Origin of the sequence: Acinetobacter junii CIP 64.5, from assembly GCF_000368765.1 — a bacterium.
Lineage (GTDB): Bacteria > Pseudomonadota > Gammaproteobacteria > Pseudomonadales > Moraxellaceae > Acinetobacter > Acinetobacter junii.
On record NZ_KB849659.1, the window covers coordinates 78,490 to 90,707 of the forward strand.

Below are 12,218 nucleotides of genomic sequence, written 5' to 3' on the forward strand. Positions count from 1 at the left end.
CACACACATTTTGAGTGTGCATGGTTGATGATGGCGTTTACTTGGATTTTATTTACCTTGATGGCTGCTTTTATGCAGGCGTGGCGCAATGCATTTCAAAAACAACTCAGCACCACAGTCGATGTTTATGGCACGACATTGGCACGCTTTCTATTTGCACCGATCTTTGCTTTTAGTTATATCGTCATTCTTTATGCTCAGCAGCCTGTCAGTGTTGAAGTTAGTTTTTCTAATAAATTTTGGTTCTATGTGGTGATCGCAGGGATTAGCCAAATCTATGCAACGGCTTTAATGGTCAAATTATTTCAACAAAAGAATTATGCCATCGGGGTCGGACTCGCCAAAAGTGAAGCTATTTTAGCGGCATTGGTTGGTGTGCTGTTTTTACAAGAGCATTTAACAGCATGGGGCTGGGTCGGTGTTTCGATTGGTGCAGTCGCGGTATTTTTACTGAGTAAAGGCAGACAACATACTGAACTTTCAATGAAAACATTGATGATCGGTTTAGGCAGTGGTTTGTGTTTTGCTATCACCTCATTGTTGGTGCGTGAAGCAAGTTTAGAGTTGAGCATGTTGCCATTTCTACATCGTGCCGCATGGGTGCTGTGTAGCTTGATTAGTTTTCAGTGCATTATATTGTTGCTATATCTTGGTATTTTCAGTCGTCAGACTTTATACAAAATGTGGCAACGTCTTGGACTGACTTTCAAAGTGAGTGTCTGTAGTTTTCTTGCTTCATTGGGTTGGTTTAGTGCGATGAGTATGCAAACCGTGGCAATCGTGAAAACACTGGGTCAGGTCGAGATTTTATTTAGTTTATTGATCTCTGCATTTTTCTTTAAGGAAAAATTGGCGAGAACTGATCATTTGGGATTGTGGTTGGTGATCGTGGCAGCGATTATGGTGATTTGGGCTTAAATTTTATAGGCTCATGAAAAAATACACATGTAAATTTGAATATATCGGAATTTAAATCAGTTATTTTTTATTGAAATGGGAAATAATTCTGATTTTAGAATCTGGTATGCAAAACTATTTCATTTGTGGCGAAAAATACCATTTTTTAGGAAAACAATCCCATCCCGATCTGCCTAAACTATGTCTCAAGGGTGTGAAAGGGATCGAAAAGAGTAGCATGCACCGAGGCTTATAAAGCAAGTGTGTACGAACCCAAAAGGTCTCGATTCGGCTTAGGACGCTATAGATCAAAAGTTTATAGGCAAAGGTTATGGCTTACAAAGTCATAGGTGTTGAAGTAAACAACATGTTTTCCCTTGATACCCTAAAAAATTAATCTAAACAGAATATGACGAAAACATTAAAAATAATAAATACTAGATCAATAAAAGCAAATTCGAATGTGAAACACATCTTTAAATTCAAAAAATATGAATAGAAGTCGAGATTTTTATATTAAAAAACAAAGTGATATAATGCCATTAAAAGCGAAAAATCAAAATATGATCATACTGGAATAGGTCAGAAAAATAATGAACGAGTTCGATCTGAAAATACGTTATCCCCATCAAACCAACAGAAATGATGCTGCTCATTTGGGTATGTTTGACGCAGAGACGATCATTCGTAAGTTTGATGAAATGGGATGGCGACAACAAATGGTCCGTCAGTTACAACTGGATGGTACAAGCACCAGTTTTATCGTAACGAATGAATATACAGGACAAAGTGTCCGTATCATTTTGGATGCCTATGCTCAATCCCAGCAACTTGAATTTAAATTGGATAGTGATATTCCTGTTCTGATTTCGAGAAAGGATGTATTTGGATTGGTCACCCGCAAAGCCAAAGATACGATTTCCTTTAATCACCTGACACTGAACCGTGCCAAAGAATATCTCATCGCGTTTATGAATGGTGAGGTTGAGGAGTTAGAAGCACTTTATCGTGACAGCTTAAATAAACCGATGAAGACAGCGTCTTAACTTTTAATTTTCCTGAACACAATCGAATAAACCCTGAATAAAGACATTTTATTCAGGGTTTTATTTTAGATAAACCAAAGATAAAAAATAGCGAGCCGCTGGCTGTGATTTTTTTGAATGGGTCGATTTTCTATCCGTTGTCGTTATAATCTGCTCGCTTGATTCAATCTGTTTGCTTACTATGCCTTTAAACGATCATTTTATTTACCAACCTCCCCAAGAACCTCTTGAGATCATGTACGAAGATGAGGATTTGGTCGTGGTCAATAAACCTGCGGGCTTATTGTCCGTGATGGGGCGATTACCAGAACATCATGACAGCGCGTATTTGCGTGTATTGGATCTCCATCCAACGGCTAAAGTAACGCACCGTTTAGATATGGCCACTTCAGGTTTACTGATGTTTGCTAAGCATCGTGATGCAGAGGTTGCCGTGAGTAAAATGTTTCAAGCGCGTACCGTCAAAAAATATTATGAGGCCTTGGTACAAGGTGCAGTTCAGGCTGAAGGCAGTGTCGATGTTCCATTGATTACAGATTGGGAAAATCGTCCACGTCAAATCGTACATTTCGAGTTGGGTAAGCAAGCCAAGACACTGTTTCAATTGATGGATTACGATGTTGAAACTGATCAAAGTCGTGTGCGACTAGAACCCGTTACAGGTCGCTCACACCAACTTCGTGTGCACATGATGCATATTGGACATCCAATCATGGGCGATAAACTTTATCATCCTGAGCCTGCCAAATTTCATTTAAAACGTATGGCATTACATGCTGCATTCTTGTCTTTTCAGCATCCTTTACAACAACATCTCGTTGAAATTAAATCGGTGATTCCATTTTAAAATGTAAGCTAAGGTGAAATAAGTGTAGCTAAGCTAGGCATGTGGATGGATTTATAATAGATTATAAAAACATATAATGTTTTGTGAGATGCCCGATGAGTCAACCATTAACCCAGCATTGGCAAACCATCTATTCCACCAAAGATCCTAAAGAAGTCAGTTGGTTCCAAGCTCAGGCTTCGACCTCCTTGCGATTGATCCAAAAAGCGCAACTCAATCCTGAGGCAGAAATCATAGACGTTGGGGGTGGCGCCTCAGTTTTAGTTGATCAGCTTTTCGAACAAGGCTTTAAACACATCACAGTTTTAGATTTGGCAGAGGCTGCGTTACAAAAAAGTCAGGTACGCTTGGGAGAACTTGCCAACAAAGTGACATGGCTTATTGCGAATATAGTCGAGGTTGAGTTTGCAGATCATCAATTTGATCTTTGGCATGATCGGGCGGTTTTTCATTTTTTGACAGAGCACAACGATCAGCAGCGTTATTTGCAAAAAGTAACTGCTGCGCTGAAATCAGGTGGTTATCTAGTGATCTCAACCTTTGCAGAAGATGGAGCATTGAAGTGTAGTGGTTTACCTGTGCAACGTTACAGCACACAAGAGCTGATACATTTCTTTGGACAATCTGCATTTGATGTGGTGGAAGAGGGGAAAGAAGTTCATATCACCCCAGCGGGAAATGAACAGAAGTTTAGTTATCTACTCTTGCGAAAAAAATAAAACAAGGAATAACGTTCTTAACTATGTATTCGTGTATCAACGAGTTAAAGTGGGCTGGTTTGCCGACTTTGACTCAAGCGCAATTAAAAAAATTACTACTTGAAGCCGATCCAGATTGGCAGCATGTTTTAGCTTATCTATCAGAAGTAAAAATCTTTGTGATTTCCAATGATCGTCGGGATGTAATTGCAGAATTATGTTTATTACAACGCGGGGATGAAGCGGAAATTATCAATTTAGCCGTCACCAAAGAGCATCGAGGTTTTGGTCTAGCCAAATCATTGATTAAACATGCGATAGAAAATGCATGGCAATCTTCGGTCAGAACTGTTTTGATTAAAACAGGCAATTCAAGTTTTGATCAGTTGGCTCTGTATCAGAAGTGTGGTTTTCGTATGTCATACATTGAGCGAGATGTATTTAAACACTATCCTGAGCCGATTTATGAAAATGGAATCCGTTGTATCGATCAAGTTGTTCTATCCATCGAGTTGACCGTATAGCTATCGAAGATCGACATGAAGATCATTTATGCTTTCACTACAATAATGATCTTCATGCGTCTAAAAACTGACATAAAAATAGGTTAATCTATAGCCAAATAATTAAACTGAAACGACAACAAAGGATATTCAAATGACACGTGATTACGAGCAATTTCCTGATAATGACAATGGTAATGTGCTTTGGCAAATGGTTGAAGATGGCAATGACCTAAGTGAACCGCATGAAGTCGAATTTTCAATTGTATTTGAAAAGCAAGAACAAGCAGAAAAGTGTGCATTGCATCTGTTGCATCAAGAGCAAAAAATTTCACTGTATCAAGAAGAATTGCATTCAGATGGATCGGATTTGTGGGTGTTAAATATTCACGTCAATATGATGTTGGAATATGAAGATATTGCTGATTTAGAAGAGTGGATGACGCGGATTGCGCAAGAGTTTGATGGTGAATACGACGGATGGGGTTGTATGAGCTATATCTATGATGATGAAGACGAATAATGATAGATATTCAGCCTGCGTTTGCAGGCTGAAATATTTTTAATGGTGCATCCTACGACATCTAATTTTATTTACTCACATCTAAGTAAAGACTTTCTTTGACTTCTTCCATCACCACATAACTATGGGATGATGCCGAAGCAGGCAGTTTTTTCAGTAAATCACCCAATAAGCGTCGATAAGCACTCATTTCTTTGAGTCGAGCTTTGACTAAATAATCAAACTCACCTGATATTAGATGACATTCCAAGACCTCAGGAATATCGACTAAATCTCGAGCCACTTGATCAAAGACATCACCTGATTTTGCTGACAGTTTGATTTCCAAAAACACCAATAGGCTACGATCAACATGCGCAGGATTAAGCCGAGCGTAGTAGCCCATAATAATACCTTCACGTTCCAATCGTTTGACGCGTTCTGAGCAAGGCGTGGTAGATAAGTTCACACGTGAAGCTAACTCACTAATCGCGATACGCCCTTCACGTTGCAGAATGTCTAAAATCAGGCGATCAATACGGTCTAATTTACGCATAGATTATTCCCTTTTATTTTAATTTTTCCGCGATAAAAACATTAAATTACCTAGATTATAGCCATAAAACAGTCAAAAAAACTATTGAAGCAAAAATATACTAGTTAAATAAACTAGTGGGCGAGAGGGACCTATTATGCGCGTCATCGTTTTAGGAAGTGGTGTTATTGGTGTAGCAAGTGCTTACTATCTTGCGCAACAAGGTGCCCAAGTGACTGTACTTGATCGTCAGTCTGGTCCAGCAAAAGAAACCAGTTTTGGTAATGCTGGGCAAATCTCGCCAGGATATTCAACACCTTGGGCTGCACCAGGGATTCCATTCAAAGCAGTAAAATGGATGTTCCAACATCATGCACCACTTGCCATTAATATAGATGGCAGCATGTGGCAGCTTCAGTGGATGGCACAGATGCTGAAAAACTGTAATCCTCAAAGTTATGCGGTCAACAAAGAACGCATGATGCGTGTGGCGGAATATAGTCGTGATTGTTTGGGTCAACTCAGAAGTGAAACAGGTATTCATTACGAAAATCGTTCCAAAGGTACCTTACAGGTATTTCGTAATGAAGCGCAGCTTGAAGCAGTGCAACGTGACATTCAAGTACTGAAAGAATGTGGTGTTGATTTTAATTTACTCAATGCTCAAGAACTGGGCAGTGTAGAACCAGCATTGGCACACACCGATAAATTAGTCGGTGGTTTACATTTGCCGAATGATGAAACGGGTGATTGTTATTTATTCACCAATGCCTTGGCGAAAGTAGCGCAGGACTTAGGTGTCGAATTTAAATTCGATCAAAATGTTGAGCAACTGATCGTAGAAGGTGATGAAATCAAAGGCGTGATGGTCAATGGTGCGATTTTAACGGCTGATCGTTTCGTACTTGCCTTTGGTAGTTATTCACGCGATTTCTTAAAACCATTGCAATTGAATCTGCCAGTTTATCCAGTGAAAGGTTATTCATTGACGATTCCAATTGTTGAACCAAAATTTGCTCCGCAATCAACGGTTTTAGATGAGACATATAAAGTCGCGATTACACGTTTCGACCAACGTATCCGTGTGGGTGGTATGGCGGAATTAAGTGGCTTTAACTTGGGCTTGAATGATGATCGTCGTGCAACTTTGGAAATGGTTACCCAAGACTTATTCCCAGGTGGTGACTTACAACAAGCATCATTCTGGACAGGTCTACGTCCAATGACACCAGACAGCACACCGATTATTGGTGCAACCAAATATAAGAACCTATTCTTAAATACGGGGCATGGCACTTTAGGTTGGACCATGGCATGTGGTTCAGGCAAATTGATTAGTGATTTAGTGATGAATCATCGTACCGAGATTAGTACGGATGGCTTATCGATCCAGCGTTATTCACACGCGGCATAATTTGATTATACAAGGAAGTTGATTATGCCTCGCCCAATTACTGCGGTCATCCATACTCAGGCTTTGCGCCAAAATCTTGAGGTCGTGAGAACTTCTGTTCCAGACAGCAAGGTGTTTGCAGTGGTCAAAGCCAATGCCTATGGACATGGAATCGAACGAGTTTACGATGCTTTAAAAACTGCGGACGGCTTCGCTTTACTTGATATAGATGAAGCGAAACGTTTGCGTGCATTAGGTTGGACAGGTCCAATCCTATTGCTGGAAGGAATTTTTTCGCCACAGGATTTATTTGACTGTGCTGAATATCAGTTGAGTTTCACGGTACATAGCGAGCATCAAGTCGAATGGATACAGCAGCATATCTATCCAGCCCAGTTTGATATTTTCTTAAAAATGAACAGTGGCATGAACCGTCTAGGTTTCAAGCCTCAACAATACCGAAAAATCTGGCAACATCTGCAACGCCTCAATAATGTTTCCAACATCACCCATATGACGCATTTCTCTGATGCTGATGGCGAACGTTTTGGTCAAGCTGGGGTTGAATATCAACTCGCAGAATTTGAAAGCACCATTCAGGACTTACCTGGCGAAAGATCGGTGAGTAATAGTGCTGCCATTCTCAGATATCCCTCGCAAGTACACTCCGATTATGTCCGTGGCGGCATCATGCTGTATGGTAGCTCTCCCGATTATCCGAAGCATAGTATCCAAGATTGGGGACTTGCGCCGACCATGAGTTTGCGCAGTGAATTGATCGCGATCCAACAGCTAAATGCTAATGAAAGTGTAGGTTATGGTTCAAGTTTCGTAGCTGCACATGCGATGACGATTGGTATTGTCGCGTGTGGTTATGCAGATGGTTATCAGCGTACCTCTCCTACAGGCACGCCCGTGTTAGTCAATGGAATCCGTACCCGAACCATTGGGCGAGTCAGTATGGATATGTTGGCAGTCTATCTAACGCCAGTTCCGAATGCTGAAATTGGCAGTGAAGTTGTGCTTTGGGGAACATCAAAAACAGGACAAATACTCTCTATTGATGATGTTGCAGCAGCCTCAGGCACAGTTGGCTATGAACTTATGTGTGGCGTAACTGCACGAGTTCCATTTATCACTCAAGACTAAGGAAGTCATCATGTCACATTCAGATATCCAGAAAATCAATAGCACCGAAGTGATGAGTGCAGTCACGGTTTTTAATCAGGTGGTGTATCTATCAGGACAAGTGCCTAAAAATCCTGATTTAGATATCGAAGGACAAACGCGTGATGTATTGGCAACGATCGAGCAATTGTTAGCCTCCGCAAATAGCGATAAATCACGTTTACTTTCGGTACAGCTTTTTCTGAAAGACCTAGCTGATTTTCCTAAGGTCAATGCGATCTATGTTGATTGGTTAAAAGACTGTGTGGCGCCATCACGCGCTACGATTCAAGCTGATTTGGTCAATCCAAATTGGTTAATTGAAATTGCAGTGACTGCAGCACAAAAATAAAGCGAATCGCTTTATTTTTGTTTAAATGAGATTAAAAAAAAAGAAAAGTAACGTATTTGTCATAGATAAAAGTAAGGCAAATACGTATTTTCTTGCAGTCAAAATGAATGGGTCATTTATAAAGGACAGCTGGTTAAGCTCATAAATTAGCGACCGATTCATTTTAGGAAGTAGTAAAAAGGAACTTTTTTATGACGGTGATACATAATCAGTCTTCAGGTGATGATGCACCTCAAGACTTACAACGAAAACTTTCCAATCGCCATTTGCAATTGATTGCTATTGGTGGCGCGATTGGGACTGGACTGTTCATGGGTTCAGGAAAAACCATCTCCCTTGCTGGTCCATCAATCTTGTTTATTTACATGATTATTGGTGGCATGTTCTTCTTTTTGATGCGAGCACTCGGTGAATTGTTGCTTGCCAATTTACAGTACAAATCTTTCGTCGATATGGCACACGATCTGATTGGACCGTGGGCCGGATATTATTTGGGTTGGACCTATTGGTTAGGTTGGGTCTTGGTCGGTATTGCGGACTTAGCTGCCGTGATTAATTATCTTGGTTTTTGGCTGCCTGATGAAACGACCTTTACTCCAATAGGACAGGCGCTGATTAGTGCGGGCTGCGTATTATTCGTTTTGGCGTTGAATTTACTTACGGTCAAATTGTTTGGTGAAGTCGAGTTCTGGTTTGCACTGATTAAAATCTTGGCGATTATTGGTTTGATTGGGGTTGGGGGCTATATGATTTTTAGTCACTTTACCGCATCTCATGGCACAGTGGCTTCACTCAATAATATTTGGTCGCATGGTGGTATGTTCCCGAAAGGTGTTGATGGCTTCTTGGCTGGTTTCCAAATTGCCGTTTTTGCCTTTGTCGGAGTGGAGCTGATTGGAACCACGGCGGCAGAAACCAAAGACCCACATAAGAATCTTCCCAAAGCGATTAATGCGATTCCGATTCGTATTATTTTGTTCTATGTCTTAGCTTTATTGGTGGTGATGGCTGTGACACCGTGGGATCAAATTCGCGCAGATAAAAGTCCATTCGTTGAGTTATTCCTGAATGCGGGGATTGTGACCTCAGCGATCATCATGAATTTAGTAGTGTTGTCTTCGGTGATGTCGTCGATGAACAGTGGTGTTTTTTCTACCAGTCGTATGTTGTTTGGTCTGTCAAAAGATGGTCAGGCGCCGAATTCATTTAGTCGCTTATCCAAAAGTGCAGTGCCAGCAAATGGTCTGATCTTCTCATGTGTATTTATCATGGGTGGAGCTGTGCTTCAGTATTTTGTCCCGAACACCATGGAAGCCTTTACTTTGGCAAGTTCGCTTTGTGTGATCCTGTTTATTAGCGTATGGAGCTTGATTATGGTCTGCTACATTCGCTATCGCAAATTACGTCCAGAGTTACATGAACAGTCTAAATTTAAAATGCCAGGCGGCGTGTTCATGTCTTATGTGGTGATCGCATTCTTGTTGTTCACTTTGGTGATTTTGACACTCGAACCTGACACGCTAAAAGCGCTGTATGTGAGTCCGTTGTGGGTGGTGATTTTAGCGGTGACCTATCAAGTATTATACAAACCACGTATGCGTAAACTTGGACGTGAATTGGCTTAATCGATTCATTTGCATCTCCCATAAAAAGAGCTGATCTAACTAGATCGGCTCTTTTTATATCTACGCCGAGAAGTATTAATCAACCAATAAATGCTGATATTTATCTGCCTGTTTACGTAAATAATCCCAGACCAGTTTAATCCGTGGCTCATGCTGTAAATCTACAAAGGTAAGCATCCAGAAAGTATGATTAAAACGTACTTGTTCAGCTAAAACATCCTGAAGTTCAGGTTTATCATGGGCTAAAAATTTTGGCAAAATTGCTAATCCAGCACCTGCACTTACTGCGATTTGCTGTGCCAAAATACTGCTACTGCGAAAATTTGCAGTGAGTTTTAAGGGTAAACGTTCTAGACAATACAGCTCAGGGCTATAGACCAAATCATCAATATAATTAACAAAACGATGTTGGGTTAAATCCTCTAATCCACGAATTGGTGGATGTTGAGACAGATAGTTTTGGCTGCCATAAATCTTTAATGTGTAATCTGACAGTCGCGTGATGATATAAGGTCCAGACGTTGGTCGATCAATAGACACCACAATATCCGCTTCACGATGCGAGAGTTTAATCATCTTCGGCACAGGAATCAGGTCAATCGTGAGTTGAGGATAGTGAATCGAAAATTCTGCTAATAGTCGTGCAAGAAATGCGGTACCAAATCCTTCAGGTGTGCCAATTCGCACACGACCTTGCAAAGGTTGATGCGGTTTCTCAATCTGAAGAAAGGCCTGTTCCATTTGTTCAACCAGCGGAACAAGAGCTAATCCTTCCATCGTTAGTTCATAACCTGATGCTTCACGCTTGAACAAAGTCATGCCTAAAGCCAGCTCCAATGCTTGAATCCGTCGAGCTACGGTACTGTGTTCCACGCCAATAATGCGTGCTGCATTGGTCAAGGTTTTGGTTCTCGCTAAAACCAGAAAAAACTGTAGATGATCCCAATCCACTTTCATTGTTATTGTCATCCCTGTGCATATTTGCACATCAATCGTGCATGAATTTGCGTTGGTGGTCAAAGCATTCTTTGCTAGTCTCAAACAAATGTTAAAAAAAGAAAATACGACGAATCGCTATTTTCGAACATCTGAACACAATAAAAATAGGCCTATGGAGAGGTTATGAATACAATCCAGAAAATCGAGCTGGACACAGCTAAGCTACTCATTAATGGACAGTTGATCGAGTCTGAAACCCAACACTGGCAAGATATCGTCAATCCTGCGACACAGGAAGTCATCGGTCGCGTACCTTTTGCAACAGTGCAGGAAGTGGATGCAGCGATTCAAGCTGCACAAGATGCTTTTGCCACTTGGCGTCAAACACCGATTCAAGCACGTATGCGCATTATGCTGAAGCTACAAGACTTGATTCGTGCCAACATGAAAGAGATCGCGAAAGTACTGACTGCTGAGCAAGGCAAAACCTTAGCCGATGCAGAAGGTGATATCCAGCGTGGCTTAGAAGTGGTTGAGCACGCTTGTTCTGTCGGTACTTTGCAAATGGGCGAGTACATCGAAGGCGTAGCACGTGGTGTTGATACCTATACTTTGCAACAACCATTGGGTGTTTGTGCGGGCATCACTCCATTTAATTTCCCAGCCATGATTCCATTGTGGATGTTCCCGATGGCGATTGTTTGTGGCAATACCTTCGTACTCAAACCCTCTGAACAAGACCCATTAACCACGATGATGTTGGTCGAACTTGCGATTCAAGCAGGTGTACCTGCTGGTGTGTTGAATGTGGTTCATGGTGGCAAAGAAGTAGTCGATCGTCTCTGTACACATCCACACATTAAAGCGATTTCCTTTGTCGGTTCAACTGCGGTGGGTACGCATGTGTATAACCTCGCAGGGCAACATGGCAAACGTGTGCAATCGATGATGGGGGCGAAAAACCATGTGGTGGTGATGCCTGATGCCAACAAAGAACAAACCCTCAATGCTTTAGTCGGTGCGGCTTTTGGTGCTGCAGGACAGCGTTGCATGGCACTTTCAGTTGCTGTGATGGTGGGTGAAAGTAAGCAATGGGTTCAAGAGTTGGTTGAAAAAGCCAAAACCTTGAAAGTTAATGCAGGACATGAGCCGAATACAGATATCGGACCTGTCATTTCTCAACGTGCCAAAGCGCGTGTGATTGATTTGATCAATAGTGGTGTCGAGCAAGGCGCAGAGCTGTTACTCGATGGTCGTGATGTGCAAGTTAAAGGTTATGAGTCTGGTAACTTTGTTGGAGCGACCATTTTTAATGGCGTGACCACAGACATGCGTATCTATAAAGAAGAAATCTTTGGTCCTGTATTGGCAATTATTTCTGTTGATACTTTGGAAGAAGCGATTGAGCTGATCAATGCCAATCCATTTGGTAATGGTGTTGGACTCTTTACTCAAAGTGGTGCGACAGCACGTACCTTCCAAAACTTAATTGATATTGGTCAAGTGGGGATCAATATTCCAATTCCTGTGCCAGTGCCATTCTTTAGCTTTACAGGTTCGCGTGGTTCAAAACTAGGTGATTTAGGTCCTTATGGTAAGCAAGGGGTACAGTTCTATACACAAACCAAAACCATTACTAGTCGTTGGTTTGAAGATAGCCATGAAGTTGGCGGTGTAAATACCACCATTAGTTTACGTTAAGGGGGAATCAGGG

The 12,218-nt window shown here is 41.3% G+C and carries 13 protein-coding genes; 11 read left to right on the plus strand and 2 right to left on the minus strand.

Annotated features, from left to right (window positions below; translation table 11 throughout):
* Nucleotides 1-30 precede the first annotated feature (30 nt).
* From F948_RS15390 to F948_RS15415, 6 genes are all read left to right on the plus strand, one after another.
* On the plus strand, nt 31-918 hold the full coding sequence (locus F948_RS15390) for a DMT family transporter (RefSeq protein ID WP_020899790.1): 888 nt from the start codon (nt 31-33) through the stop codon (nt 916-918).
* A gap of 572 nt (nt 919-1,490) precedes the next feature.
* Nucleotides 1,491-1,943: a hypothetical protein gene (locus F948_RS15395; RefSeq protein WP_004966988.1), complete on the plus strand. Its 453-nt coding sequence runs from the start codon at nt 1,491-1,493 to the stop codon at nt 1,941-1,943.
* A 181-nt stretch (nt 1,944-2,124) separates the two neighbouring features.
* Nucleotides 2,125-2,790 (plus strand): pseudouridine synthase, encoded by a 666-nt coding sequence (locus F948_RS15400; protein WP_004966989.1) that lies wholly within the window; start codon nt 2,125-2,127, stop codon nt 2,788-2,790.
* A gap of 95 nt (nt 2,791-2,885) precedes the next feature.
* Nucleotides 2,886-3,509 carry a class I SAM-dependent methyltransferase gene (locus tag F948_RS15405; RefSeq protein ID WP_004966990.1) on the plus strand — a complete coding sequence of 208 codons (624 nt, stop codon included), beginning with the start codon at nt 2,886-2,888 and terminating at the stop codon, nt 3,507-3,509.
* A 23-nt stretch (nt 3,510-3,532) separates the two neighbouring features.
* Complete coding sequence (locus F948_RS15410; RefSeq protein WP_004966991.1) at nt 3,533-4,012, plus strand: GNAT family N-acetyltransferase; 480 nt, start codon at nt 3,533-3,535, stop codon at nt 4,010-4,012.
* Nucleotides 4,013-4,145: 133 nt separating this feature from the next.
* Nucleotides 4,146-4,514: a ribonuclease E inhibitor RraB gene (locus F948_RS15415; protein ID WP_004907196.1), complete on the plus strand. Its 369-nt coding sequence runs from the start codon at nt 4,146-4,148 to the stop codon at nt 4,512-4,514.
* Between the two features lie 67 nt (nt 4,515-4,581).
* Here F948_RS15415 and F948_RS15420 read toward each other — a convergent pair whose 3' ends face one another.
* Complete coding sequence (locus F948_RS15420) at nt 4,582-5,049, minus strand: Lrp/AsnC ligand binding domain-containing protein (RefSeq protein ID WP_004665270.1); 468 nt, start codon at nt 5,047-5,049, stop codon at nt 4,582-4,584.
* A gap of 136 nt (nt 5,050-5,185) precedes the next feature.
* Between F948_RS15420 and F948_RS15425 the strand changes: the two genes are divergently transcribed.
* The 4 genes from F948_RS15425 to F948_RS15440 all read left to right on the plus strand — a co-directional run bounded on the left by F948_RS15425 (nt 5,186) and on the right by F948_RS15440 (nt 9,565).
* On the plus strand, nt 5,186-6,442 hold the full coding sequence (locus F948_RS15425) for a D-amino acid dehydrogenase (protein ID WP_004966992.1): 1,257 nt from the start codon (nt 5,186-5,188) through the stop codon (nt 6,440-6,442).
* A gap of 24 nt (nt 6,443-6,466) precedes the next feature.
* A complete protein-coding gene (alr, locus tag F948_RS15430) occupies nt 6,467-7,570 on the plus strand; it encodes an alanine racemase (RefSeq protein ID WP_004966994.1) in 1,104 nt (367 codons plus the stop codon).
* Between the two features lie 10 nt (nt 7,571-7,580).
* Nucleotides 7,581-7,940: a RidA family protein gene (locus F948_RS15435; RefSeq protein ID WP_004966996.1), complete on the plus strand. Its 360-nt coding sequence runs from the start codon at nt 7,581-7,583 to the stop codon at nt 7,938-7,940.
* A gap of 191 nt (nt 7,941-8,131) precedes the next feature.
* Nucleotides 8,132-9,565 (plus strand): amino acid permease, encoded by a 1,434-nt coding sequence (locus F948_RS15440; RefSeq protein ID WP_004966999.1) that lies wholly within the window; start codon nt 8,132-8,134, stop codon nt 9,563-9,565.
* 75 nt (nt 9,566-9,640) lie between these two features.
* Here F948_RS15440 and F948_RS15445 read toward each other — a convergent pair whose 3' ends face one another.
* On the minus strand, nt 9,641-10,522 hold the full coding sequence (locus F948_RS15445; protein WP_004967001.1) for a LysR family transcriptional regulator: 882 nt from the start codon (nt 10,520-10,522) through the stop codon (nt 9,641-9,643).
* A gap of 165 nt (nt 10,523-10,687) precedes the next feature.
* Between F948_RS15445 and F948_RS15450 the strand changes: the two genes are divergently transcribed.
* Entirely contained in the window at nt 10,688-12,205 is a 1,518-nt protein-coding gene (locus F948_RS15450; RefSeq protein ID WP_004967003.1) for a CoA-acylating methylmalonate-semialdehyde dehydrogenase, read from the plus strand.
* The last annotated feature ends 13 nt before the right edge of the window (nt 12,206-12,218 follow it).